The sequence below is a fragment of the Horticoccus luteus genome, from assembly GCF_019464535.1.
GTDB lineage: Bacteria > Verrucomicrobiota > Verrucomicrobiia > Opitutales > Opitutaceae > Horticoccus > Horticoccus luteus.
The window spans coordinates 4,260,095-4,285,870 of sequence record NZ_CP080507.1 but is presented as its reverse complement, the minus strand read 5'-3'; the positions used below and the strand labels follow the sequence as shown (position 1 = coordinate 4,285,870).

At 63.1% G+C, this 25,776-nt stretch carries 1 protein-coding gene (running past one end of the window); it reads right to left on the bottom strand.

Annotated features, from left to right (window positions below; translation table 11 throughout):
• A protein-coding gene (locus K0B96_RS17295; RefSeq protein ID WP_220166620.1) for a beta strand repeat-containing protein crosses the window boundary here: on the bottom strand, window positions 1-25,776 show its 5' portion. Its footprint begins 15,519 nt before the window's first position; 25,776 of the gene's 41,295 nt are visible here — the first part of the coding sequence; the start codon lies at window positions 25,774-25,776; its stop codon lies beyond the left edge, outside the window.

Below are 25,776 nucleotides of genomic sequence, written 5' to 3'. Positions count from 1 at the left end.
TCCGGCGATGTTCATGCCGGCGGAGAGGGAGATGCGATCGGTCGCGTAAATGGGGGCGTTGACGACGATGCTGCCGGCGGCTTCGAAGCGCAGCCAGGCGTTGCGCTCGGCGAGGGTGTTGTTTTGCGCGTAACCGACGAGGGCGTTGACGGTGATGTCGCCGGTGCGGGCGACGAGGCGGAAGTAGTCGACGGTGGGGTTGATGTCGAAGGGCTGGGTGACGATGATGGCGCCGCCGAAGATCTGGGTGCGGTTGAGATATTCGGAGGAGACGCCGGAGAGCTGCGTGCCCATGAAGCCGAGGTAAACGGTGCCGGTGCCGGCGTTGGCATCGCCGATGTTGACGGACGTGAAGCCGGACTGGATGGCGAGCAGGTCGTTGCCGCTGAGGTCGAGGCGATTGTTAAAGGACGGCACGCCGCCTGAGGGGCTGGAGCCGACGGCGATCGCGCGGCTGACGGTGTAGGGCTTGAGGGTGAGCGTCGAAGCCGCGCCGGTATCGGTGACGGTGCCGGTGAAATCGATCTGGTTGGCGGTGATCGTGGCGTTGCCGGAGCCGACTTCGAGGAAGTTGAGGCGTGCGAGCGCGGTGGCGCCGCTGGTGGTGATGTCCATCGACGCGACCTGGGTGGTCTGCTGGAAGTCGATATTGCCGGAGACGCCGGTGATCGTGAGGGCGCCCACGGCGACGTTATTGCTGAAGCTGACGTTGGTGCCGGAGACGATGGAGAGCGGCGCGGAGCCGAGGAGGACTTCAGCGCCGTTGTTGAACGAGATGGCACTGCCGGCACCGAGGATCATGGCCTGCGGCGTGTAAGCGGAGTTGCGGCCGATGGAGTTGCCGAAGGTGATGGAGCCGGACGTGTAGAAGGCAGTGGTGCCGGAGAAGTCGAGACGGGCGGAGGTGGTGAAGACGATGGCGCCGACGTTGGCATAGGCGCTGGAGCTGCCGATGGAGAAGGTGCCGGTGACGCCGACGTTGCCGTTGAAGGTGACGGTGGCAGCCTTGTTGATCTGGATCTTGCCGCCGACGGTGACGGGGCCGTTGAAGGTGACGTTCTGAACGTTGTCGAGGACGAGGTCGCCCGTGATATTGAGCGCGGAGTTGAAGACGACGGTCTGGCCGCTGTTGACGGTGAGGTTGCCGGTGAGCGTGGTCGCGCCGTTCAAGGTGACGTTGCCGCCGGAATTGATCGTGAGGTTCTTCAACGCGGTCGTCCCGACCGCACCGCCGAGGTAAACATCGCTGGTGGCCGTCAGCGTAAGGCTGTCGGGGCCGCCCACCCCATCGCCAAAGATGGTGCCGGGCGAGTCGATGCGGATGAGGCCGGTCGCGCTGATGGTGCGGGTATCGGTGACCTTGACGGAGTCGTTGATGATGACGTCGCCGGTGGCGGTGATGTCGGCGGCGAGATCGACGGTGGTGCCGTCGCCCAAGATGAGGAGATTCTGGGCGAGCGTCGGCGAAAGGATTTTGATCTCGGTGCCGCGGAGGACGGTGTTCGGGCCGGGCAGCGTAACGGGGGTGCTCTTGCCGTCGCCGAGGATCAGCGTGGTGAGAAGATCGCTGGAGCCGAAGTAGACGTTGCTGCTCGAGATGAGGAAATTGAGCTCGGACTGCGTGAGGATCACACCGTTGGCGGCATCGGGAACGCTGGCGAGGAAGGCGGCGGTGGGGACCAACACGAGCGGCAGCAGCGGGTTGGTGGGCAGGATCAGAATGTTCTTGGTGGTCTTAACGGGAGACGTGATGACGAGTTGGTTGCCCGAGAGGACGACTTCTTTGTCGGTATCGATCGGCTGGGTGACGTTCTGGGTGCCGAAGAGGCTGATCAATTGGAAGCTGCCGGTGCTCGACGTGCCGGAGTTCGTAATATCGTCGAGATCGGTGACGTAGGAGTTTGTGGTCAGCGGCGTCGTGACGGTGATGGCGGCGACGTCGGTGAAGATGGCGAGGGGGCTGGTGGCAAAGCCGGCGAGAGGTGCGCCGATGCCGTTGCTCGCGCTCATGACGAGCGTGCCTTGGTCGGACTGGATGAAGGCGCCGTTGGCGGCACGAAGGACGGTGCCGTTCGGAAGGTAGAGCGACTCTTCCCAAGGCGCGGCGCCCGTCTCGGTGATTTGCGCGGTGGAGAAGTTGGTGCTGCCGGCAGTGTATTTGCCGGCGCGGAGAGCCCAATCGAGCCATTGCTCAAAGGAGGCGCCGTTGCGGAGCCAGCCGTTGCCATCGGTGCGGATGCCGCCGTTCACCGCCGTGAGGGTAACGGTGCCGGAGCCGTTGCCGAGGTAGCCGTCGTCGCTGGCGCTATAAATGCCCGCATGGAGGTTGATGTCGCCCGAGGAGGTCTTGAGCGTGACGTTGCCGTTGGCGCGCGTGACGAGGTCGTAGTCGATCGCGATGGCGGACGAGGTATTGAACTCGATCCGGCCGGCGTGGATGCGGCCGTTCCAGGTGACGGAGGGGGCGTTGATCGTAAAGTCCGTGCGGAGGTTGATCATCTCGGCGCCGGGCGTGGGACCGGTGACGAACACCGGGGCGTTGGGCGCCACAATGTTCATCTGCTCGATGTTGGTGTAAGACGGCGAGTAGAGGACCGTCTGGGCACCTTGGGTGATCTTGCTGTCGCCCGTGCTCTGGGAAACGCGAACCTGCGAGGACGCGCTGGTGGTGAGATTGAGGACGTCGACGTTGGTGGAGCTGTTGGCATCGTCGATGGTGACGGTGCTGCCGAGGCTGCCGAGGGTGATATTATAGGTATCGTTGCCGGGACCGCCCTTGAGCGTGGCGGCACGGGCGGCGGTCGAGCTGACATTGTAGATGTCGGCGTTGGACCCGCCGACAAACACGTCGACGCTGCGGTCGGTGATGGTGACTTGGTTCGAACCGGAAGTGATGACGTGGGTGGACCCGAGGGCAAAGGTGACCGGGGCGGTGACGCCGCTGAAATCCACGATGTCGCCCGCATGCAGGGTATCGGGGTGGCCGTCCGTGGTGGTGTGACCCTCGATCGTATCGGTGCCGTAAGCGCCCGCGAAGATGTAGGTATTCAGGCCACCGCCACCCTTCATGGAATCGGTGCCCGTGCCGCTGTAGAAATAGTTGGCGCCCGCACCGCCCGCAAGGGTGTTGGTGCCGGACTCAGCGTAGAGGTAGTTGATGCCTTCGCCGCCGCTCAGGTCGTCGTCACCATCGCCGGCATAGATGTAGTTGGTGCCGGGGCCGCCGATGAGATGGTCGTTGCCGGAGCCGCCGCGGATGGTGCCGCCGCCGGAGGAGAGATTGACAATCGTATCGTCGCCCACGCCGCCGTTAATGTCGACGGACGCGAGCACACCGGCGGAGATCGTGATGCCGTCGTTGCCGTTGCCGGCGTCGTTGACGACGATCTTGCTGACGCCGCCGTAGTCCTGTTCGTAACCCATCGCGGAGACACGGACGGTCTCGTTGCCGGCGCTGCCGCCGACGTGTGAGACGGTGAAGTTTTCGGCCGTGTCGTCCCCATAGCCTGAACCACGGTATTTCGCGTCGACGCCCATGTTGAGGCGCAAGGTTCCATCAGCGAGTCTGGTGGCGAGAACGGGTGGCGAACCGAAATACCAAGTAATATCGAAGCCGAACTTCCAGATACTGAAGCTGAAGGTAACGGAGTTTTTCTTCAGGTTGAACGAGAAGCCGATCGAGATGGTGAAATCGATGTCGATCGAGAAGAGCCAGAAATCGAGATGCAGACCGATGGATGCCGAGGCGTGGCCACTGAAGCCCCAATCGGCGATCGTGAGCGAGAAGGAGGCGTGGAAATAGACGGGGCCGAAATCCAAATTGAAGTTCGCTGTGCCCGTAAGTTCGAACTGGCCGTTGGAGCGGATGTATCCGCTCACACCGATGTTGAAAATATTGAAGAAGTTGACCGACAGATTGGTGATGCCGACCTCGAAGTAGCTGGAGTTGGCGAGCATGTAGGCCGTGCCTTGGGCCTCGAAGACCCAGATCTTGAGCTTGAGCGCGATCGTGACGCGGAAGGTGCTGGCGGCGATGTCGTGACCGGCGATGGTGACGGTGCTGCCGCGGGTGTTGAGTTCGAGGGTGAAGTTGCCGCCGAGCTGCACGAGCCCCATCGCGAGAAGGTTGGCGCCGAGATCGAGGTAGAGCGCGAAGTAAGGCGTGCCGCCATCACTGCGGATGATCGCCCCACCCTTGACGGAAAGTGTGCCGAAGAGGGCGAGATCCAGGGAAGCATCGAACTCAACCGAGAAACCGTCAGCGCCAAAGGTCAGCGTCGCGGAACCCGAGATGACGAAGAAGCCAATGGTGACGTTGCCACCGAAGCTGATCAAGACGGTCAGGGGGGCGATGGTCGCGTCTTTGAGGCCCGAAACGACGCCCGTGGTCGTGTTGACGTTTAGAACTTTGACGGTCTGGGTGGAAGACGTCGTATTGATGGCCAGTTGGAAGCGACCGGAGAAAGAGACGCTCGCGAAGCCGATGGAGGCGTTCAGGCTGAGTTCGATACTGCCATACAGGCCGGCGGAGGTGATATAGAGACTCCCGCCGGCTCCGAGCGAACCGAGCGGCCCCAAGTTGGCGGTCGCTACAATCTCGATGGCGAGCCCCGTGGGAGAGATCGTGAGGGTGAAGGAACCTGTCAGGGTAACGACACTCGCGAGATTCAACGTGCCGGAGACGGTGATCTGGAAGTATGGACCGGCCGGAAGATTGACCGTGACCGTGCCAATCTGGGTAATGGCGCTACTGCTGGTGTTGAGGCGCAGTTGGAACGAACCCGCGAGCGTGAAGCCGGGCGTATTCCCCACCGAGAGCGTAAGATCGAGGAGCGCGGCAATCCCCTTGGGACCGATGAGCAGGGCGCCGGTGGCCTGCAGATCAAGGAGACTGACGCCCAAGACCTTGACGTGCAGGATGGCTTGGGCGGCGACCATGAGCCCGTTGCTCCCGACTTCGAGATCGAACACGCCCGCGAGGAAGAATCCGGTGTTGCCGCCGGCGCCGAGAATCAAGGTGCCGTCGGCATGTATCCGCGCGTAAAGGCCGGCTTCGAGGACCACGGTCTGACCGGCGGCGACGAAAGTCTGCTCTTCGTTGGTCAGGTTGACCTCAAAGCGGAACGTGGCGTCGAAGGAGAAGCCGTTGCCGCCCGTAATCGCGTCCGCATCGAGGCTGATTTGCAGCACACCCGCCAAGGTGTAGATCGGAACGGCCTCGGTGCCGATGTTGGTGACCTTCAAGCCGCCGAGGGCTCCGGCGCGGAAGATGATTACACCGGCAACCTGCACCGTGAGCTGGCCGCCGATGGTGACATCGAAGCCATCCGGGCTCGCGACGATGTTCAGCTCGCCTTCGATGCGGAACCCGGCGACACCGCCGATGGAAACCTGCAGCACACCGGAGGCGGCGAACTTCACGGTTTCGTGCGCGAGGGTGATCCCGTTGATCGTGATGTCGTCGCCGCTTGTGTTGATATAAAACGCCATCCGGAACTGCAGGATGAAACTGCTCGATTGGATGGTCTGAGTGCCGCCATCCGGATCGCCTCCGGTGCCTACTTGAATTTGGATGAACGCCGCGATGTAAGGTGTCCCGTCCTTGACGCCGATGCGGAAGCCGCCCGCGGCGGACCCGACTTCGCCGATGGGGTTCAGCGTCACGTCGACGTTGGCCGTCATTTGCACGTAGCCATTGGTGGCATCGATCGTGAAGACGAAGCGCCCTGTAAGCACGGCTGCATCATAACCGGCGACGCCAAAAGTGAGCGTGCCGCCGGCCTCGATCTGGAAGAAGCGGGACTGGATGGCCACCGTCTCGGACTGGCGAGCGCCGGTGTTGGCCTCGAACGAGATCACGGTGACCGTCTTCGAGATGCTGGCGGTATTGATCGTGATCGCAAAGTCCGCATCGAGGGTGAAGCCCGGCGGCATGCCCCGCACGCCATAGATCGCCAAAGCGGCCGTGCCGTAGAGTCCGTCGGCGTCAATGACGAGGGACAGCGCGCCTTGTAGTTTGAACAATTCGACGTCGACAACCGGAATCTTAAGGACCGTCCGCACCGCCGCCTGCAGCTTGAATTCCGTATTGGAAAGGGAGAAGAAGAAGAGGCCATCGAAACGGAGCGCTCCGAGAACGTTGGCATACGCCAATCCTCCGATGACGACATACCATCCAGCGGTGGCAGACGTATCTTCGACCAGCGCACCGCCGTCGAGCGCGGCCGCGGACGTCGGATCGAAGGCGGGATTTAGTTTCGGCGCCGCGCCGAAAATTTTGATCGAATCGTAGCCCGTCGCTCCGCGCAGGAAGACGGGGACGCTCCACAGAATGTCCTCACCGGTGCTGTTGACCATCACATCGAGTGAGCCACCGATGAGAATGCCGGGTAGATTGATGCTGGCCGCCAGCTTGAATTTGCCGGCGATGCCGGTGACCACGCCGTCGTTGGTGCCGTCGTTGTCGCGGTCGCCGAGGTTGATCTTGCCGGCCAGCAGGAGGGCTTGGACGCGGGCTTCAAAGACGGTGACGCCGCCGGGCGTGAAGGCGATATGGCCATCCGCGAAGAGCTCGATGCTCGTGGTCGAAATCTTGATCGAGAAGGCACCGCTGATCAGGAAGAGCTGGGACCCGGCGAAGGAGAATTTCGCGTAGGCATAGCCGGCGATGAGCAGGGTCTTTGGGGCGAGGGTGAACGTCTGCTTATCGCCGCGGAAGTTCAGGTGCTGCGTCGTGGACCCATCGCTGGCGTCCATCGCGCCGGAATCCTGCAGCTGGATGAAGTACTGCTTGTTGTTGTTTGCCGTATCGATGATGCGCCATTGCGAGCCGGGCACGATCGTGAGGACCTTCACGCTTGCGCCCAAAGTGATGCTCGCATTGGCAAAAACATCCAACATCGCCTGGGTGAGCGTGCCGCTATTGAGCGACGAAATCGCATTCTCGCTTGGGTTGGTGAGATAGGAGGTGGCGCCGATGAGGTCACCCGGAATGCCTTCGAGCGTGATGGTCTCCGTCTTGTTGGTCTTCGTCGTGTTGATCTGGAACGTGCCAGCGATGGCGACGTCGATGCCAAGATTCTTCAGGGCGGCCAGGTTGGCCTCGACTTTGATGACGCCCCACAACTTGGGCAAAGCGATGTCGAAAGCAGGGCTGTCGGTGATCGGGATGCCCATATCCGAGAGCAAATCGCCGACCGTGAGGGCATCGGGATCAGGGCCGGAGGCAGGGGATGACGTATCAAGCACGAACACGCCCGCTGCCGAGCCGAGGTTGCCGAGATAGATGACTTTGAACGTGCCGCCGAAATCGAGGCGGAAGCGGGGGCCGCCCGACTCGGTCTCGGTGACTTCGAAGTTCACGTAGCCGCGGACGTCGATGAGTGGTTCGTCGGTGAAGCCGGCGCCGTCGAGCATCATGCCACCGGAGAGGCTGAGATAGAAGGTGCTCGCGGGCTTGCGGACCGTGAACGTGGCGGAGAACGCCGCCGACTCGTTGCCCGCGGTGTCCGTAAAAGCGCCTGCCGCCATGGAGACCGTTACTTGGAGTTTCTGCGAAAGGGATTGGAGTTCGAAGTCGCCATCGAAGTGGAAGCGGAAGGTGTTGGAGTTCGCCACGTGATCGACGCTTGTGATCGAGAAGCCCGTGACCTCCTCGCCTTCTTGGGCGATGCGGAGCTTGTTCGTAGCGACGGCGGAGCCGGTGATGTTGATGGCCGCGCCGCCCGCCGTGGTCGCAAGCTGGATCGTGTCCGGACTGAGAACCTTGACGTAATAGTCTCCTGCCGCGAGGCCGTCGGGAAGGGTATTGGGGGCGAATTCGGAAATGGTGACTTTCGCGCCGTCGGTGAGATTGTGGCCGACGAGCGTGAGGGTGTCGGTCGAAGCGTCGACGGCGTTGCCGTAGAAATCGATGGTCTTGAGTTTAACGACCTTGATCGCGAAGTCGGAGGCGGTGAGGGAATCGGCGTCGATCGTGCCGCCGCTCAACGCGGGCGAGAGGTTGACTTCGAAGTAGCCGAGCCCGTTGAGCGTGGTGGTGTCGGTCTGGCCGCCATCGGTGAAATTGCCCGCGGTGGCCGTCGGACGGGCGAGTGTAAACGTGATCGTCGTCGCGAGATTGGCGGTGCCGGCGTTGTCGTTGAAACTCGCTTCCGGGAAGGTGACGGTGACGGGTCCCGCCACCAGTGTGCCGGTAAATGTGTAGCGGTAGGTGTTGGTGCCGGCGAGTGCACCGGGTTGGGTCGGATCATTGTCGACCGTGAGGGTGGTGCCATCAGACATCGTGATGGTGAATTCCGGAGCGTCGTCCATGAGGGACGCCGGATCGATTTTCGTGCCCCGTCCGGGGCTGAACGTGACGTCGAGGTAGCCTTGGTTGCCGAATGTAGTCAGGCCCAGGACGGCACCCGAGGTAATACCCGGCAGAACGGCAGTGCTGCCGTCGACGCGGAACGTGAACGTTTGCGCCAGATTTCCAAAACCGGCGCTGTCGGCAAAGGTGTTGGCCGCGAGGGAGACGACGACGTCGCCTGGATCGAATTCTCCCGTAAACGCGTAGCGATAAGTATTCGTGGTGCCCTGCCGCTCACCCGTCGGGCTGAGCGTGACCCCCGTGGCGCCAGGGCCGGCCAAGGTCAGCGGAGGGCCGTTGGCCAGGTTGATCAGCGCTCCACTGGTGAGCGAGGGCGCGAGATTGATGTCGATATACTTGCGAGCGTTGAGGCTCGCTATGGCGATGCTGCCGTTGGCAATCGGTGAAGCGAGGGCGGCGGTGGCGCCTTGGACGAGCACGGTTTGGGTGGCCGCTTCGTTATCCAACGTCGCGCCGGTGCCCGTGACCGTTTGAGCGAATCCTCCGGCCGAGTAAGAGATGTCGAGCGTGCCGGGACTCCAGGCGAAATCGGTATTGGTGATCTGGTAGCGGAAGCGCTGAATACCCTTCCCCTTGAGTAGCGCGATCAAGTCGGCCGTGCTTCCGGCGGTCACAATCGATTCCTGCGGCACGCCGTTGTCGTCGACACCGATTTCGATCGGCTGCGGAGTGCCCGAAAGCGTCAAGGTGACGGTCGTGCCATCCAGTTTCGTAAAAGTGGCGACGAAGTCGGCGTCGGCGTCGAGAATCGACGCATAGTCGAGCGTGCCGAGAGCGCCGGGCTTGTAGACAACATCGATATAAGGCGTGCCGGTGCCGATCTGGTTGTTGAGCTGGCCGGCGTCGCTCGCCGGAAGGAGGACGGTGGCGGTCGGAGCGGTGGGATCGACGTCGTTGAGATTGACGACCGGGATTTCAACGTCTTCGCCGGCGTCGTTCTTGAAGCCCATCTTGAGTTTGCCGTCGATCGTGAGCAGGCGCACTTGATCCGGCAGATCGGCGAGGAAGAGGACGGTGACGGCGCCGTTGGCGACGTTGGAAAGGTCGGCGTAAAGTTTGCCGCTGACGCTGAGTTGATTGGCGGCGAAGTTGAGTTTGCCCGTGACGAGGAACTTGCCGTCGGTGCTGAAGATGACGTCGACCTGGCCGTTGAACGTGGCTTGGGATGCGTAGATGGTGTAGATCTGCGCCGAGCCCTTGATGAGCATCGGCTGCGTGAACGCCGCGAGGAAACCACCGAGATTGGGGTTGGCCTTAACTGCAATGAATTGGTTGAGGACCTGTTGTTTGACGCCCGCCAGCCAGTCACCGGCGGCCGGCGCGGCCGAGACGCTGAACGCCGGGTCGCGCAACGCGAGCGGATCGTCGATCGACGGCAGGGTTTTGAAGAACTCCACGCCGGCCGTGAAATTATTGATGCTGAGGCCTGTGTTGGGTTCGAGGAGGATACCGCCGGGCACGTTAATATTAATCTGCATCCCGAGCGGCCCGAGTTCGCTGAGGGCAAATTGAATACCAAACCCGGCCAAGCCGGCGAAACTGAAGCTGCCCTGAACCGCGATATAGAGAATGCGGTCCACCACATCGGCATCGGTCGTGAACGCATCCGCCATCGCGTAATGGCCGGGCGTCGGCTCGGTGATGCGGAGAATACCGCCGATGAGCCCGCCAGATATTTCGCCGCCGGCGATGTTACCCGAGACCGTAACGCCGAGTGCATCGATTCCGATGACCGGGAATTTGCCTTCCAGCAGCAAGCTCGGGCGGATGTGAATGCCGTCGACCGTGCCGCTGAACACCAGACCGGGCACGCCGGGCATGCTGCCGATGCTGGCGGACAGGATGATGTCGAAGTCGGCCGGACTATTTTCGATGTCCGTCCACTCCAGCGCGATGCTGGTGATCTTGATCGGGAGCCACGACGGCCACTTGAAGGTGTTGCCATCGGCTCCGCCGATGTTGAGGGCGACGCCGAATTTCTTGGAGCTGTCGGTGGGGTTGCCCGCTTTGAAATGCCCGTCGCCCGTAATGTAGAAGTTGCGCGCTTCCCCGCCGAGGGTGTTGCCCGCGATCGTCAGATCCGCCGAAACGGACCCGAAGACCACCATCGCGTCGCTGCCGGTCGCGCGGGTGTCGAGGGAGAAGTCTTCGGCGCCGAGCGTGAGGATGCTGGCGATTTTGATCTCCAGTTTTGAGACCTTAAAGATCAGTCCGTCGGGTTTCCCATCGGTGAACGTAACGTCAAATCGGAGGGCGTCGCCGCCTACGGTCTTCGAACTTACGGTCGCCGTGAAGGCGGAGCCGATGCTGAGCTTGGCGCCGCCGGACGCAAAGAAGATGGCGCCATCGAACGCCGGGAAGGTATCGCCCACGAAACTGACGTTGAAGTTGGTGACGCCGACGCTGATGTCGTCGAGCGTCAGCACGCTGCCGAGCGTGACCGCCGGCTGGCCGTTGGTGCCATGGACGGTGATCTTGCCTTGGCCGAGCGTGAAGCCATCGCCACGAATGACCAAGCCGGGGATGGTCGGGTTGGAACCGTCGGTGTAGGGATCGATGCTGCCCGAGACCGGAATCGTCAGGAAGTCGAGCTTCGCGGAATTGATGCGGACGAGTTCCTGGTCGGACGCGGCATCGGGATCGTATTTGATGACGATGTTTGTGGCGGTGATCTTAACGAGACTGGGGATCTCGATGAGAAGCGAATCAGCCGCAACGCTCCACTTTCCCGTGGGCGAAACGGAGAACCCGCTCGCGATGTCCACACCGACATCGAACGTGATCGCAAGCCCCGTGATTTTTGCGGTGATGCCGGAGGAGGTTTGAGCGCTGGCCGCGGCGGAACCCCCGAATGCGAGGGTGGCGCTGTCGAGTGTGAGTTTCAGGGTGATGACGACTTTGCCGCCCTTGAAACTAAAGTCATCGAGGCCGACGCCGGGGTTGACGAACGAGAGCGGACCGACGGTGAAAGAGCTGGTGCTTTGCGCGGGCGTGGGGATCGCTGCCGGCGCATTGGCGGTGCCGTCGGGCGCAGGCGCGGCGGGAGACGAGAAGGAAAGTGTGTGGCCGGCGATGGTCGCGCCAGTGATGGAGAAGCTGACGAGTTTGAACCCATCAGTCGCCGTCAGCTTCATGTGCGCCGTGCCGCTCAGGCCATAGTCGCCATTGCTGAAGCTGAAGCTCGCTGTGGTGACGTTGATGTCGAGGTCACCGTTCGCCTGTTTCTGGATTTCAACCGAGCCAGAAAGCGTGAACACGCTGCCGACGCTGATCGTCAGTCCGCCGATGAAGACCGGCGATGAGTCACCAGTGGCGAAGACCAAAGGCATCGTGAGCGTCGTGCTCACGGGCACGCTTTCGTTGACGGCGGCACCGGTCTTGTTGAGGCCGACGCCGAAGCGCAGGCCGACCGATGAAGCGACGGCATCCAAGCCATCCAAGCCGACGAAGCTCACCGAGCCCTCACCCTTCAACGCGTATTTGCCGGCGACGTCGGTATAGATGACCATCGCGAAATCGAGGTCGTGAATGCGCAGGCCGATGGCGTCAGGATTGAGTGTGCCGCTGGCATCGTAAAGCGGTCCGCTGCCGACGAAAATTTCTGCGTCGGTGGCACCGACGTAGAACTTCGAGGCCGTGCGGGTGAACGCGACGGTGCCACGCAGTTCGAACGCATCGGCGACCGAGAAGCGGATGTCTTCGCCGACGACTTGGATGAAGCCGCTGGTCTCCGCTGAGGTGAAGTTCAACGCAACCGTCTCGCCATCGAGGACAACGGTCTTGCTGATCGCGGTCGTGAACTGGTTGAGACGCACCGTCATCGTCGCCGAGATGGTGAGACCGGTCACGCCCACGAGTGACACCGTGCCGGTGACGCGCCCGGCCTTCAGATCGCCATCCACGATGAAGAGCGCCTGCCCATCGGTGAGTTCCAAGCCGATGCGCGTGCCACTCACGTTATCGCCGATGAAGATGTGAACATTGTTACCAGCGATGACGTTGGTGGCGACACCGTTGACGAGGGCGGACTGGAAGCTGAAGTCGCCGTCGATTTCGATGCCCGGGAACGTGATTTTGAGATCCTTCAGGACGATGCGCGTAAAGCGGCCGGCCTCGAGCGCAACGGTGCCGAACACCCCGGTCGCGTTGACCGCATTGCCTGTGTCGTTGATTTCCAGGCTGAGATTGACGCCTGCGGAGAAGAGTCCGAACGCGACGTCGGCCTGGAACGACAGCACGCCGGCCATGCCGGAATCGGTGAGGACGAAAAGACCGCCGGCATCATGAACGTTGATCGGCGAACCGTCGGTGCCGTCGCCGAGGAAGTTGTCGATGGAAACATTGGCGGCGGAAACCACGATCGTTTTGGCGCCGTTGGCGTCCGTCGTCTGTTCAAATGAGAACGAACCGTGCAGGGTGATGCCGAGCACGCTGACGTTCAACGGGTCGGCGGAGATGCTGATGAGCGTGCCGGCGCGGAGATTGAGCGTGAACGTGTCGCCGTTGAGCGTGAAGCTTTCGTTGACCGCATCGGGCAGGGTGTTGATCGAGAAGGTGAACGTGCTGTCGTCGATCGTGATGCCGGGAATGTTGTCGACGTTGACGGTCGCGGAAATGGTCGCCGCCATGCCGGCATCGGTGAGCATGAACGCGCCGCTGCCATTGGTGACGGTGAAGTAGGTTGCGTCGTCGCTGCCGAGCGAAGCGTGGAAATTGGCGATGCCGATGCGGATGATGCTCGTGCCGCCGGTCGTGTAGCCTTTGGAGAAAGCGAAATCGCCGCCCACGTGAACCAGGCCGGCGATGTCGACCTCGAGGCCATGGGCCGCGATGGCGATATAGGGCTGGGAAACAGAACCGAGCGCGGCCGTCACATCGGCGCTGACGGTGCCGATGGTGAGCGTGCGGGGGGCCGCAGAATAGTCGGTGCCGCTGGTGTTGTATTGAACGGCGACGGAATCGACTGTGACGTTGGCGAAGCCGGGGCCTTCGAAGACGAACGCGCCGTGCGCATCGAGGGCGACGCCTCCGGCCGTCGGAAGGATGAGGCCGAGCGTGGCTTCCTTAACGCCGACCGTGTAGTCACCCAACGAGAGACTGGCGGTGACTTGATCGGCGACGAGGAGGAGTTCCGTGTCGTTGCGCTCGAAGGCGAAGCGGCCTGAGATGGTGACGAAGTCGTCGATCGTAATCGTCAACGGATCGACGACGACCTGGAGGATGCTGCCGGTGAAATCGAGCTTGATGGCGTCGCCGCCCGTGGCGACGTCCAAACCGCCGTCATCCAGTTTGGAGAAATCGATCGCCGCTGCCGCAGCACCGCCCGGCGCGGAGGCTGTGTTGTAGCCAACTTGAATGCCCGCGAGGGTCAGGTGGAAGGTCGACGGCAGGCCCACCAATTCGGCGGATGCGGCGGTGACCTTGAGCGCGGTGTAAGTGGTGGTGTCCGTCGTGTCCGTCGGACGGAAGAGCGCGACGGCCGCATTCACGTCGCCGATGGCGATGCCGATCGCGCCGGCGCTCGCGGGCGTGTCGTCCGCGGTAATGACGCCGTCGGCATTGGAATCGACCCAGTAAGGTCCACCGACTCCTGCAAAGACGTAGGCGTTGCTGATGCCGATCGTGACGACGTCGACTTCCTTCGTCGCACCATCGCTGGTCGTGACATCAATCGGGCTCCCCTTCTCCAACGCAAATCCACCGCGCACGAAGACGAATTGGGAAATCTGGATCGTCGCGTCGGCGACGGAGACGCTCAGCAGCTCATGCGCGAAATCGATCAGCACGGGGTCGCCGCCGGTCGCAACGCTTAGGCCGCCGCCATCAAGTCCGGTGAAGTCCGCGGCGGTGATCACCCCGGCAGGATCGGTCGCCCGGTTGACCCCGATGGTGATATCGTGCGCCTCGATTTGGAGTGCGTCACCGAGTCCGACGAGTGCCGCCGAATCAGCGTGAAGTTTGAGCGCGAAGTATTTCACCGGCGTCGCGACTTCGGCCTGTTGCAGCAACGCGATACCGGCATCCACGCCACCGATCGCCAAGCCAACTGCGCCTGTCGCCGGCGTGTCGTCGCCATTCAGAACACCGTCGTCGTTGCTGTCGGTCCAATACGGGCCGCCCACGCCGGCAAAAAGGTAGGCGTGCGAAAGGCCGATGGTGAGCACTTCGAGCGCGGTGCTCGAGCCGTCGCCATTATCTTCGACGATGGGCTGGTGTTTCTCGAGCGCGAAGCCGCCGCGCAGGAAGATGAATTCGGAAATGCTGAAGATCGCGTCGGCGACCGAAACGCGCAGCAAGGCGCGGGAGAAATCGATATCGGTGGTGCCGCTGCCGGTGGCGACGCTCAGCGCGCCACCTTCCAGCTTGGTGAAGTCGACGACGGGTGTCGTGACGGTGCCGCCAGCGACTTGATTGACTTCCACGCTGATGCCGTGGGCCTCCAAAGTGAGCACGCCATCCATGCCCACGAGCGCCGCCGAGTCCGCCGTGATCTTGAGCGCGGTATACTTGGTCGCGCCCGCGGCGAGCATGGCGAGGGCGACGTTGACGCCGCCGAGCGCGAGCCCGATTGCGCCGTCGGAGGCCGGCGTGTCGCTCGCATCGAGCACGCCATTGTTATTGGAATCGACCCAGTAAGGTCCGCCGAGTCCGGCGAAGAAGTGAAGATTGGAAGCACCGATGGTGAGAAGCGAGGCCGTCACGGTCGTGCCGTCGCTGAGGGTGACTTCGGTATCGGCACCTTTTTCCAGCGCGATGCCGCCACGGAGATAGACAAACGAGGAGACGGCGATCGTGGCGTCGGCAATCGAGACGCGCAGCAAGGAGTCGGAGTAATCGATCACGACGGGTGCGTTACCCGTCAACACGCTCAACCCACCGCCGGCGAATTTGCTGAAGTTCACGACCGGCGCATCGACGTCGGTCGACTGCACTTGGTTGACGGCGATTTCGATGCCACGGGCGGAAATCGTGAGGAGATTGGGCAGTCCAACGAGACTGCCGCTCGCCGCGGTGATTTTGAGGGCGAGGTATTTCGTGGTGTCCGTTGCCGTGGTGGGCTTGAGAATCGCGAGCCCGAGATCGACGCCGCCAAAGGCGACCCCAATCGCGTTGGTGTCGTCAGGCGTATCGGACGCGTCGATCACGCCATCATTGTTAGAGTCGACCCAATAGGGGCCACCGACGCCGGCGAAAACGTGGAGGTTGCTCGCGCCGATGGTGAGAACATCGACGTTCTTCATCGTGCCGTCGGCGAGCGTCACATCCACCGCTTCCTGGCGCTCGAAGGCGATGCCGCCGCGGATGAAGATGAAGCTGGAAACGCTCAGGGTCGCGTCGGCAATGGCCACGCGAAGGGTCTTGTCGGAAAAGTCGAGCAGCACCGGATCGCCGCCGGTCAGGACTGAGAGACCACCGCCGTCAAGCGGGGTGAAGTCGAGCGCGGTGACGACATTGTCGGGATCCGTAGCTTGGTTGACCTCGATCGTGATGCCGCGCGCCGTGATCTGGACCAGGGACTCGAGACCGACCAACGACGCGGAGTCGGCGGTGATTTTCAGCGCGAAATATTTGATCGGCTGAACCGCCCCACTCTGCTCCGTGAGGAAGGCCATGCCGACTGTCACGTTGGCGAGGGCTACGCCTACGGCGCCGGCGCTGTCGGGCGTATCGTCGCCGTTGACGACGCCGTCGTCATTCGAGTCGACCCAGTAAGGTCCGCCAAGTCCGGCGAAGACGTAGACGTGAGCGGCGCCAATTGTGAGGACGTCGAGATCGGTGGTGGTGCCGTCGCCGTTATCGACTGCGACCGGCACGCCCTTTTCCAAGGCAAAAGCGCCGCGGACGTAGACGAAACTGGAGACTTGCAGGAGCGCGTCCGCAATTTGCACCCGCAGCAACGCGTGGTCGAAATTGAGCAGCACGGGGTCGCCTCCGGTCAAGACGGAGAGGCCGCCGCCTTCGAGCGGGGTGAAGTCCAGCGCGGTGACGACGTTGTCCGGATCCGTGGCCTGGTTGACCTCGATCGTGATACCGCGGGCCGTGATCTGAACCAACGATTCGAGACCGACCAGGGCGGCGGAGTCGGCCGTAATTTTCAGCGCGAAGTATTTGATCGGTTCCGCCGCGCCCGAGACTTCCTTCAGGAAAGCCATGCCGACCGTCACATTGGCGAGAGCGATGCCGATCGCACCGTCGCTCGCGGGCGTATCGTCGGCGGTGATGACGCCGTCGTTGTTTGAATCGACCCAATAGGGCCCGCCGAGGCCGGCGAAAACGTGGACGTTGGACGCGCCGATCGTCAGGACGTCGAGGTCGGTGGTCGTGCTGTCGCCATTATCCACCGAAACCTGCACGCCCTTTTCCAGAGCGAACGAGCCGCGCACATAGACGAAGCTCGAAATCTGCACCAGTGCGTCGCCAATCGTCACGCGGAGCAGCGCGTGATCGAAATCGAGCAGCACCGGATCTCCGCCGGTGAGAACGGAGAGACCGCCGCCATCAAAAGCGCTGAAGTCGAGCACCGCCGGCGCGACCGTCGTCGACGCATCCGTGGCCTGGTTGAGTTCGACCGTGACGTCATGGGCTTGAATCGTGAGGAGGCTTTCCAATCCGACCAATTCGGCGGAGGCGGCCGCAATCTTGAGCCCGAGGTAGCGGACGGTGCTGCCCTCAACTTGCGGAGTCAGGATGGCGAGCCCAACATCGACGCCGCCGACCGCGAGGCCGATGGCGCCTGCAGAGTCGGGAGCATCTTCAGCCGTGACTTTTCCGTCGTGATTGGAGTCGGTCCAATAGGGCCCGCCGATGCCGGCGAACACGTAAGCATCGGCCGCGCCGATGGTCATTTGATCGTAAGCCGTCGTGACGTCATCGACCGTCTGCGTGACCGTTTTCGTTTCAAAGGCGAAGTTGCCGGTGACAAAGACGAAACCGAAGAGGTCGATGGTCAGATAGCCTTGCGCGCGGACCAAGTCCCCGTCCGCCCCATCGAAGTCGAGGGTCGTGGAGGTGGTCGGGCCGGTGGCGATCTCGAGCGGCTGCGCTTTGAAGTCGATGACGGTGCCGCCGGAATCGGCGGTTTTTCCGATTTGTTCGGTCGTCAGTGCCGCGGTGGGCGCGGTGGCGTTGAGAGTGACGACGACACCCGCGAGGTCGACGCCGAGGAGGCTGCCGCCAAAGGTAACGGTGAACGTGCGGTCCGCGGTGAGCGCGACATCGAACTCGGCGTCGGCATGATCTCCGTTGAGCGCGGCGTGAAGGGCCGTCTGGATCGTCGCCGCATCGGCTGCGAGGTCGAGTGCGGTGGTCGTGTAAGTGGTGCCGGAAAGCGTGACAGAAAGGGTGAAGGTCCCCGGGGCGCCTTGGTCGATCGTGATGGTTTGCGTTTCGCCGGTGGGCGCGCGGCCGTTGGTGTCGGTGCCGTGGTAGATGACGAGCGCCCCGGCCTGGGGCTTCGTAGATCCGCCGGTCTGAGTGAGTGCGAGGGTGGCGTCTTTCCCTCCCGGCGTGAGGGCAACGACGAGGTTGTTCACGTTCTTGCCCGCCAACCCGCCGGTGAACGTGATGTCGTAATCGGCGCCGGAAGTGGTCACGGTTACTAGGCCGACGGAGAGCGCTTGATTGAGGGCGTTCTGCACCTCGAGCGCGGCGGCGCCGACAGCCAAGGCCTTCGTCGTATAAGTGACGGCATTGTAAGTAAGGCTGAGCGTGAACGCGCCGCCGTTGGGCGAGGTGATGGAGACGCGTTGCGTTTCGTTGGTGGTGGCGGTGCCGGCGCCGATGGTCGCCAGGGACACGCTCGCGCGGCGCAGGCTCGTCAGGTAGGAAACGTCGGTCAGCGCGACTTGGGCGGCGCTGTTCTTGAAGGTGACGACGTAGCGTTGCTGCGTGATGGTGGAGGCTTGGTCGAAGGAGACCGTGACGTTGCCATAGCCGACGTTGGGCAGTGCTTCGAGGGCCTGGCGGAGATAGCGTGCGTTATTGGTGACGTCGCTGCCGGCGAAGCGGATGTAGCCGGTGTGGAAGAAGCCCACTTCAAGCTGATAGGTGCCGCTGCCCGAGAGGGACGTGTTGTCGATCAACACCGCGTAGGCTGATGCTGCACCCGGCGTTGCTGCGGCTGTTTCGGTGACGAAGGTCGCGGTCGGCGCGGACGTGGTCGTCACCGTGAGGCCGGTGACCGGCGTGCGCGCGAGGGTGCCGACGAACTCGATGGCGAAACCGTTGGCGCGGGTGCCCGTGACCTGGACGTTGCCGGCGCCGATGCCAGACAAGGACGCCAGCGACGTCGTGAGCGCGGTGATCAAGTCGGCGTCGGCGGTCGTTGCGTCGTAAGCGACCTGAGCAGAATGGCCGTTGTAGTTAAAGGTCAGTGTCGCCTGCGGAGCGTTAAGCGTCACCCGGTAAACAGTGTTAACAAGAACGCCCGCGGTAATGAAGCGCGCCGTGACTTGGGGCAGGTCCTGGTTGGCGAGGCTGCCGCCGAAGGTCAGAACGAAACGGTCATGGGCGGAATCGTAGGCGACGGCGACGCCATCTGATCCGACGGAGCCGAGGGCGCGAAGGGCGGTCTGGATCGAGGCCGCGAGCGTCGCGGGATCCGCATCGTAAGTGAAGGCGGCGGTGGTGTCCGCACCGAAGAGCAGGCGGATGGTGGAGTAGACATTCGGCGAGGCGACGAACTCGAGGAACTGAACCTCGTTCGTGCCGGCAGTGCTTGGCGTGGTTTGGGCGACAGAACTGGACAGCGACGGCGCAACTGTGGCGACCGACAGTCCAGTGAGATCCTGACCGGCGAGAGCGCCGATGAATTCAATCGTAAATCCGTCCGCGCGATTACCCGAAACTTGGACGTTGCCGGCGCCGACTCCGGAGAGCGCCTCGAGCTTCGCTTGCAACGCGGCGGCAAGTTGCGCGTCGGTTTCGGTGTCGCCCAAAACGAGATCCTGAGTCGCGCCGGCGAGCGTGAACGAGACCGTGCCGACCGTGCCCGCGAGATCGAGATGCAGCACAGTGTTGTTGGAGTAACCGGTGTTGCGGTTGATCTCGACGAGAATGCCGGTGCCTTCGAGCGTCAGTCCATCGACGCCGATGAACGCCACTTGATCCGCCGAGGCCTTGAGCGCGATCCAGCGCCACGCGGGGTTCGCGCGGTCGGAGACGAGAGCGAGAGCGAAGGAGCCGTTGGTGAGCGAAAGACCGAGCGCTTCAGGGGTGTTACCGTTCAAGCCAGCAAACGCGTCGACGTTGGCGGTGCCGATGGTGAGGAGGTTGGCGTCGACCAGGCGGCCGTCGGCAAGCGTCACCGTGCCGCGGGATTGCTCGAATGCGAAATCGCCCGTGACCGAGAAGAAGTTCGCGAGAACGATTGTCAGATGGCCTGAGGCGCGCAGCAATTCGCCCTTCGCGCCATCCATCGTCAAATCAAGCGTCGTGCCGGGGCCGGTCGTAATCGTGTAAGCCGCGGACGAGAAATCGATGACCCAGTCGGCCGCATCCTGACCTGCCGGCACACCGGACACTTGGTTGACGTCAACCGACAAGGTCGTGCCTTCGATGGTGACGCCGGGCAAGCCGACCGTGCCGAAGGAGGCGGCGTCCGCGTGCAACGAGGTCCACTTGACCGTCGCGCCGGAAACCTCCGCGCTGAAGAGGCCCAAGCCGAAATTCAAATCATGCAGCGCCAAGCCCATCGCATACGGGTTGGTGCCGGGACCGTTGACGCCAAGGAACGCGTCAACGTGAGACGCGCCGAGCGCGAGCACATCGGCGCCCGTGACCGTGCGGCCGTCGGCCAAAGTAAGGTCGGTCGTAGTTTTCTCGAAGCCGAAGCTGCCGGAAAGATAGACAAAGCCGAAGAGGTTAACGTCCAAGTGGCCGGAAGCGCGTAGCGTTGGACCGTTGGCGGCATCGAGATTGATCGTGCGTGACGTCGAAGCCCCCGTCGTCACCTCGAGCCCATCGGTCGCGTAGTTGACCAAGCTGTTGTCGGCGACGGCGGCTTGGTTGATTGCGACCGAAAGAGTATCCGCCGAAATGGTCAGGCCGGGGACGCCCACGAACGCGACTTGGGCGGCGTCGGCTTCAAACGTCGTCCAGGACCGGGTGCCACCGGTGTCCGTCTGAATCGCGAGCGCGAAGTCCAAACCGCTTAGCGTAAAGCCCAGTGCGGCATCCGTGCCGCCGTTGAGACCGGCGAAGCCGTTGACGTCGTGCCCACCGATCAAGAGGCGGTCGACGTCCGCCGTGCTGCCGTCGTCGAGCGTGGCGGTGCCGCTCGAGCGCTCGAACGCCAGATCGGCGCTCAGTTGCACGAAGCCAAAAAGGTCGATCGCCACGTGGCCTTTGGCTTGGGTCAACTGACCGAGGCCGCCGGCAAAATCCAGCGTTTCGCTACTGTCTGGCCCGGTGGCGATGGTCACCGGAGCAGCGGCAAAATCGATCACCGGGCTCACGCCATCGCCACTGTGGTTGATGGCCACAGTCAGTTCGGTGGCGGAAATCTCCAAGTTCGGCACGCCGATAAAACCGATCGTGCCGGCGGTTGCGCGCAGGGCGGTCCACTTCGACACATGGCCATCTTCATCCGGCTTGGAGGAGAACAGGCCGAGCGCGAAGCTCGCGTTGGCGAGCGTGAAACCGATCGCGTGCGCCTCGGCGGCGGGACCGTTGAGGCCGGCGAACGCCGTGAGGTCGCTGCCGCCGATGGTGAGCATATCGGTCAACACGTTTGTGCTGTCGGCGAGCGTGACCGTGGCGAGCGACTTACGCAGGGCGAGATTGCCGCTGACGTTGAAGAAGCCGCCGACCGTGAGAGTCAGGTTGCCCGCGGCTTCAAGCAAACGGCCGTCGGCACCGGCGAAGTCCAGATCGAGACTTGTGCCCGTGCCGGTTGCGACCGGGAGCGGCGCGCTCGCGAAGTCGATCACGTTTAGATTGGCATCGGCGCCCGCCGCGAGACCCGACACGGTATTAATAGAGAGATGCAGCGACGCGCCCGTGATCGTCACGTCGGGGATGCCCACGACCGCAAACCCCGTTGCGGACGCTTTGAGTGCCGTCCAACTTACGCCCGTCAACGCATCTTCGGCGGCGTCAGGCGCGAGTAGCGCGAGGCCAAAGTCGAGGCCCGTGAGCGAAAGACCCATCGCCGAATCGGACGCGGCCGGGCCATTAAGGCCAACGAACGCGGTCAGATTTGAGGCGCCCAGCGTGAGGAGCGACGTCGCAACTTCGGTGCCGTTCGCGAGAGTGACGGTCGTGGTGCTTTTCTGGAGCGCAAAGCTCCCGCTCACGAAGAAGAACGAAGAAACTTGGAGCACACCGTTGCCGATGCTCACGCGGAGGAGAGCGGAATCGAAGTCGATCAACACATCGTCGCCGCCGGTCAAAACGGTAAGGCCGCCGCCGGTCATGTGAGTGAAATCGCCTGCGACAACCACGCCGGCCGGATCGGTCGCTTGGTTGATTTCGACGGAGATGTTGCTCGCCTGAAGTTTGACCGTCGACTCAACGCCCACGAGGGCAGCCGACGCAGCGGTGGCTTTAAGTGCGAGATATTCGACCGGTTGGGCGACCCCCGTTTGCTTGAGCAACGCGAGGCCGAAAGTCACGCCGCCAGCGGCGAGGCCGATGGCGCCCGCGGAAGCTGGTGTATCGCTGGCGTCGATCTTCCCGTCATCGTTGCTATCGATCCAATACGGGCCGCCGATGCCGGCGAACACGTGAACATTGGCAGCGCCGATCGTCAGCACATCGAGATTGCGCGTTTCGCCTCCGCCCAAGTCTTCAACGACCGGCACGCCTTTTTCGAACGCGAAGCCGCCGCGAATGAAGACGAATTCGGAAAGTTGGATCGTCGCGTCGGCCACACTCACGCGCGTCAACGCGTGATCGAAGTCGATGAGAACGGCATCACCGCCGGTGGGCACTGAAAGCCCGCCACCATCGAGAGCGCTGAAGTCGCCCGCCGAGACCACGCCCGCCGGATCGTAAGCGGTGTTGACCTCGACGGAGATGTTGCGGGCGTCGACCGTGAGATAGTCTGTAAAGCCTAGGAGCGTCGCGCTCGCGGCCGTGAGCTTGACGGCGACGTATTTGACCGGCTGCGCCACGCCTGTCTGATCGAGCAGCGCAATGCCAACGGTCACACCGCCCAGCGCGAAGCCGATCGCGCCATCCGCAGCTGGAGTATCGAGGCTGTCCACCACGCCGTCGTTATTGGAATCGACCCAGTAAGGGCCGCCGAGGCCGGCAAACACATAGGCGTTGGACGAGCCGAGCGTGAGCACATCGAGGTCGCGCGCGGCACCGCCGCCGAGGTCTTCAACAACCGGCGCTCCGCGCTCGAGGGCGAAGCCGCCACGGACATAAACAAATTGGGAAACCTGAAGGAGAGCATCGGCGATGCTGACGCGCAGGAGAGCGTGGTCGAAGTCGATCACGACGGGCGCGTTGCCCGTCAAGACGCTCAACCCGCCGCCGGGAAGTCCGCTGAAGTCGGCCGCCGTGACGACGCCCGCCGGATCGACTGCGGTGTTGACCTCGACCGTAATGCCTTGAGCCGAAAGCTGCACGGTCGAATCGAAGCCGACCAGTGACGCGGATGCCGCGTTGAGCTTGAGCGCGGTGTATTTCACGGGATCGGCGACGCCGGATTGGGTCAACAACGCGAGGCCGAAATCCACGCCGCCGACCGCGACGCCCAACGCACCGGTGGCGACCGGAGTGTCCGTGCCGTCCACGACGCCATCGTTATTGGAGTCTGTCCAGTAAGGGCCGCCCGAGCCGGCGAAGAGGTAGAGGTTGGAACCGCCGACGGTGACCACATCGAGGGCCGTCGTAGTGCCGTCGCCATTATCTTCGACGAGCGGGACCCCGCGTTCGAAGGCGATGCCGCCGCGCAGATAGACAAAGCTGGAGAGTTGGATCGAAGCGTCGGCCACGCTGACCCGCAGCAAGGCGTGATCGAAATCGATCAGGATCGGCGTCCCGCCGGTCTCGACCATGAGGCCTCCGCCCGCCAGGCTCGTGAAATCGCCGGCCTCAACTTCGCCGGCTGGATCGGTGGCGCGGTTGATTTCGAGCGTGATGTTGTGCGCGCTGACGGTGAGCACAGACTCGAGGCCCACGAGCGCCGCGCTGGCTACGGTGGCCTTGGCGGCAAAATACTTGATCGGCTGGGCGACGCCCGACTCTTCCAGAAACGCGAGGGCAAGATTTACGCCGCCCACGGCCAAGCCGAGCGCCGGGCCAGCGGCCGGAGTGTCGGTGCCGTCGACCACGCCATTGTTGTTGGAATCGACCCAGTAGGGTCCACCGAGGCCGGCAAAGAGGTAGGCGTTGCTCGCGCCGACGGTGAGCACGTCCAGATCAGTGGAGGTGCCGTCGCCGTTATCCTGGACCACGGGCTGGCCGCGTTCGAACGCGAAACCGCCCCGCAGGTAGACGAAACTGGAAAGGCTGAAAAGCGCGTCCGCCACGCTGACGCGCAGCAGGGCGTGGTCATAGGTGAGGGCGATGTCTCCGCTTCCCGTGCTGACGTCGAAACCGGCGCCACTATTATAGAGAGAGAAGTTCACCGCCGCGATCGGATCGGTGCTGGAGGGATCGGTGGCGCGGTTGGCCTCGACCGAGATGCCGCTGGCTGAAAGCGTCACCATGCTTTCGACGCCCACGAGTTCGGCGGAATCGGCGGTGACCTTGAGCGCCAGGTAGCGGGCGGTGTCGTTGACGTCGGTCGGACGAAGAACCGCGACGGCAAACGCAACATCGCCGAGCGCGAGACCGATGGCCGCGTCGCCGGCCGGTGTGTCATCGCCGTCGATCACGCCATCGTTGTTCGAATCGGTCCAGTAAGGCCCGCCGACGCCCGCGAAGAGATGGATGTGATCGCCGCCAATTTGGACCACATCGACGGCCTTCGTGGAGCCGTCGGTCAGGTCGACCGTCGTCTGAACGCCCTTGGTGAAAGCAAACGCGCCGCTGATGTAAACGAAGTCCGCGATCTGCAGCACACCGCCGGTGATCGCCGCGCTGGTGACGCGGCTGGCGAAATCGAGCAAGATCGTGTGGCTGCCCACGGCAACTGAGAGGCCCCCGCCCGCTTGCGCGCTGAAATCGATGACGGGCGCCGGGGCTTCCTCGGTCGAGGTCGCGGAAGATGCTCTATTAATAGAGAGCGCGAGACCGGTGATGCTGAGCTGCACGTCCGGGAGGCCGACAAACGTGGCGGCGGTGGCGCTGGCCTTGAGGGCGACGTAGCGGCTGGTGTCAGCCTCGTCGGTCGGCTTGAACCAGGCGAAGGCGACATCCACGCCGGTCAACGCAAGGCCGGTCGCACCGGGATTGGTCACGTTGCCCGCTTCGTAATAAGGTCCGCCGGTGCCGATGAACAGATCGACGCCCGCCGCCGCGACCGTCACGGCTTCGACCTGTTTGGCTGCGCCGTCCACGGTCACGGAAAGGAAGGAAGTGTAGGAAAGCGTGAACGTGCCGGAGAGGTAGGCGAAATCGGAAACCTGCACCTGGCCCGTCACGGTCACGCTGGTCGGCGCGAAATAGGAACCGTTGAGCACCTTGCCGAGCAGCGCTTGATCGGCCTGGCCGGCGAGGTAGGCGCCGATCTGGCCGCCGGCGATCTCGCGCACGACGAGCTTCACGCCGGTCGCAGTTTGCACCACTTGAAAATAATGCGAGCCGTCCGCGAAGCCCGCGAGGCCGGAGGCGTCGGCGAACTTGCCGCTCACGCCGGGAAAAGAAACAATGTCGAACGTGTCACCAGCGTGCGGCTGGTAGGCACCGTCGACCTGAACATCGAGCTTGCCGCCCAAGGTCGCTGCACCGCTCACCGTAATCTGACCGTAGTGCGTGGCATCGGTGATGCCGATGCGCACCGTATCATCCGCACCGAGTGTCAGGTCGTTCAGCGCAACCACACCCGTCGAAGCGTTTGCTTCGATAACAGAGCCCGCAGCCGGAGCGGCCGCGTGTTTTTGATCAACCACCGCCACCAAAGGCGAATCGCCCGTGGCGATACCTGCAACCGCGCCGACCGGAGGCGCCTGGCTGGCGTGGAGCGTGAGAACTAAAAGAGAAGCAGCCGAAGCGACCTCGGTCGGTGCCGCGGGAATTGCCGCCGCAGCGACTGACCCGTTTTCAGCAACGGACACGGGCGCGGGCGCTGCAGAGATTTTCACTTCCGTCGCGCCACCCGCTGGCGTCACTTCTCGATGCGCCTGATGCGCCGGGGCGGTGGCCGCGTTTTCCGCTGCGGCCGGGGCCAGCTCCATGCCTTCAAAAAGACCCGAGCCTTGCTCCGCGTGCGCAATGGCGGTCGGGCGGTGCGCGACGTTTTCGACGACTTGCACGAGTGGTTCCAGCGCTCCAACTTGCGCGGCCAT